The 3140-nt window shown below is 41.1% G+C and carries 2 protein-coding genes, 2 tRNA genes and 1 riboswitch; all 4 genes read right to left on the minus strand.

The window, feature by feature from the left end:
- Positions 1-1259, minus strand: a 1259-nt coding sequence (locus tag FC30_RS07015; RefSeq protein WP_156400135.1) for a LysM peptidoglycan-binding domain-containing protein, incomplete at its 3' end; no start/stop codon positions are given.
- A gap of 162 nt (positions 1260-1421) precedes the next feature.
- The gene (gene metK, locus FC30_RS07020) at positions 1422-2615 is read right to left on the minus strand and encodes a methionine adenosyltransferase (RefSeq protein ID WP_010688553.1); all 1194 of its coding nucleotides are present in this window, start codon (positions 2613-2615) and stop codon (positions 1422-1424) included.
- A riboswitch (SMK box riboswitch) is annotated at positions 2613-2702 on the minus strand. It overlaps the preceding gene by 3 nt.
- Positions 2703-2810: 108 nt before the next feature.
- A tRNA-Leu gene (locus FC30_RS07025) sits at positions 2811-2895 on the minus strand.
- Positions 2896-2901: 6 nt separating this feature from the next.
- Positions 2902-2974 (minus strand) — tRNA-His (locus FC30_RS07030).
- Positions 2975-3140 lie beyond the last annotated feature (166 nt).

Genomic DNA, 3140 nt, shown 5'->3' on the forward strand with positions numbered 1-3140 from the left:
TTCAAAACTTGACCGGGTATGATCAAATTACTGCTCAAGTTATTCAAATTCTTCAATTCTTGTAAACTCATGTTGTGGTTAACTGCGATGCGGTACAAAGAGTCACCTGCTTTGACCGTATACGTCCCATTGCCACTTGTTTGGGCTTGATTTGAGTTTTGTGATGTATTTGTATTCGTACTTGGCTGATTCGTAGTTACTTGGCCTGAAACTTTTAAAACTTGACCTGCAAAAATCAGATCGCTACTCAAGTTATTCAAGCTCTTCAATTCTTGCAAACTCATATTGTGGTTTTTAGCGATCCGGTATAAAGAGTCACCCGCCTTGACAGTGTAAGTCCCATTGCCACTTGTTTGCGTTTGGCCCGCATTATTATTGTTAGTCGTTGGTGTTTGATTCGTGTCAACTGACGAACCCCCAACATCATAAGCTGTTAAATTATAGGCCTGGATCACTCGGATCAATTTATCCGCATAGTCTGGTGCAGTCGCATATGTTCCATATACCCCATAACGCAGATTTTGCGCGGCAATTGCATAATTAGCCGAATTAGCCCGCGTAGATTTAGGGAAACGGGTCGTGATCACATTTGCATAGCCATTTAAAGATTCTGCATAGCTTGAATAACGTTGGAATTTATCATAGATCGTATGGTAGGAACCATTATAAAATTCCTGCGTTGGTAACTCAATATATGCCCCTGAGCCTGACCACTTGACCCCGAAAAGATTGTAAGCTGAGGTCGATAAATAACTACCACCCCATCCGCTTTCAAGGGCAGCTTGCGCGATCATCAAAGATGCATATAGTCCGCGTTGTTGAGCGACCTGTTGTGCAGGACCAGCGATATTATTCAAAAATATTTGCACATTTCCTGGATAAGCCCGTGAAACACTGACTGTTGGTGTAGTAGCTGAATTAGGTACTGCTTGACTAGCTGGAGCAACTTGACTTTGGTCTTGGGTAGGTGTTGCAGATCGATCTTGTATCTGAGTTTGCGCTGTTTGTGCCGAAACTTGACTTTGTTCATTTATATTATTGGAATTTGCACTAGTATTTTCATTATTATTATTATTAGATGATGTATTTTGATCGATCTGAACCGTATCTGCTTGCGCCTTAGCTTTACTCAAAACTAAACCAGCTGTTCCCATCAAAACAGTCGTTCCAATATATGTCGTAGCTTTTTTGACAGACTTTATGTTTTCAGATAACAGCTGTTGTTTTTTATTCTCAAGACGTTCTTTTCTACTCTTCAAAATTCGACCCTCCTAATATTTAAAAAATTATAATAATTGCTTAATTTAAAACCTTACTTCGATTATATCCTCTATCGCTGATTCATGCTAGCTTTTTCACTCCAATTAATATAAAAAGAGCACTAGTCCGTATCGACTAATGCTCAAAAATAGTTATAATTTTTAATCTAAATTCAATTCTGCCTTCAATTCAGCAACCTTATCCGTTTTTTCCCAAGGCAACTCAACATCAGTCCGTCCAAAATGACCATAAGCAGCAGTTTGCTTATAGATCGGACGACGAAGATCAAGCATTTCAATGATCCCCGCTGGGCGCAGATCAAAAATCTTGCGAATAGCTGCAACTAGTGCTTGATTGCTTACTTTCGAGGTTCCAAATGTGTCGACCGCGATCGAGACTGGTTGTGCGACCCCAATAGCATATGCGATCTGAACCTCAACTTGAGATGCGATCCCAGCAGCTACGATATTTTTAGCAATATAACGTGCAGCATAGCTAGCTGAACGGTCTACTTTAGTAGCATCCTTACCAGAGAAAGCACCACCACCATGATGAGCAAAACCGCCATAAGTATCAACAATGATCTTGCGACCGGTCAGCCCTGCATCGCCTTGTGGTCCACCGATAACGAAGCGTCCAGTTGGATTGATGAAATATTTTGTTTTCTCATCAAGCAACTCAGCTGGAATCTCCGTTTGGATAACTTTTTCTAAAATATCTTGTCTAATTTGTTCCAACCCAATTTCAGCTGCATGTTGTGTTGATAAAACAACTGTATCAACGCGCAAAGGTTTACCATCGTCAGCATATTCAACGGTAACTTGTGCCTTAGCATCAGGTCCTAAATAGGTAAGTTCGCCTGACTTGCGCACTTGAGCGATCTTACGCATCAACCGATGGCTCAATGCGATCGGTAATGGTATCAATTCAGGTGTTTCATCGATCGCATAACCAAACATCAAGCCTTGATCACCCGCACCGATCTGATCGAGCGGATCTGCTTGACCCTCTTTTGTTTCCAATGAGTTATCGACACCTAAAGCGATATCAGCTGATTGTTCATCGATCGCAGTCAAAACAGCACAATTATCGCCGTCGAAACCGTATTTGCCATTAGTATAGCCGATCTCTTTGATCGTATCGCGTACTACTTTTTGAATATCAACATACTTATTAGTTGAAATTTCACCGACAACAACTACTAAACCTGTAGTAACAGTTGTTTCTGCTGCTACACGTGCATTGGGATCTTTTTCCAACAATGCATCTAAGATCGCATCACTGATTTGATCTGCGATTTTATCTGGATGTCCTTCTGAGACTGATTCTGATGTAAATAAATGTCTTTCTGACACTTTGAATTCCCCCATTTCAATTTTGTGGTTACAAGGCATCTTCACTAGATAGTGAATCCTATCGGGAATGAGTGAGTTGTAACGTTCTTATTCTAACACAAGATTTCACTTATTCAAGGTAAAAGGCCTAAATATTTGCAAAAGGTTTTCTTAGATATAAAAAAAGACTAGGTAAAGTTACCTAGTCCCAAGAAATACCGGTGATCGGGGTCGAACCGATACGTCCTCAACGGACACTGGATTTTGAGTCCAGCGCGTCTGCCAATTCCGCCACACCGGCATCAAGGGCGATAGATGGGAATCGAACCCACGAGTGCCGGAGCCACAATCCGGTGCGTTAACCACTTCGCCACTATCGCCATAGCCAATATACTATATAATAATACTACATCTAACCTTACTTGTAAATAAAGTTAGGTTGATTTCATAAAAAAAGCTACCATAACGGCAGCCAAAATATAAAGTCACAACGGTCCTAACCGGATTTGAACCGGTGATCTCCTGCGTGACAGGCAGGCGTGATAA

It is taken from the genome of Ligilactobacillus animalis KCTC 3501 = DSM 20602 (genome assembly GCF_001434535.1).
GTDB classification, from domain to species: Bacteria; Bacillota; Bacilli; order Lactobacillales; family Lactobacillaceae; genus Ligilactobacillus; species Ligilactobacillus animalis.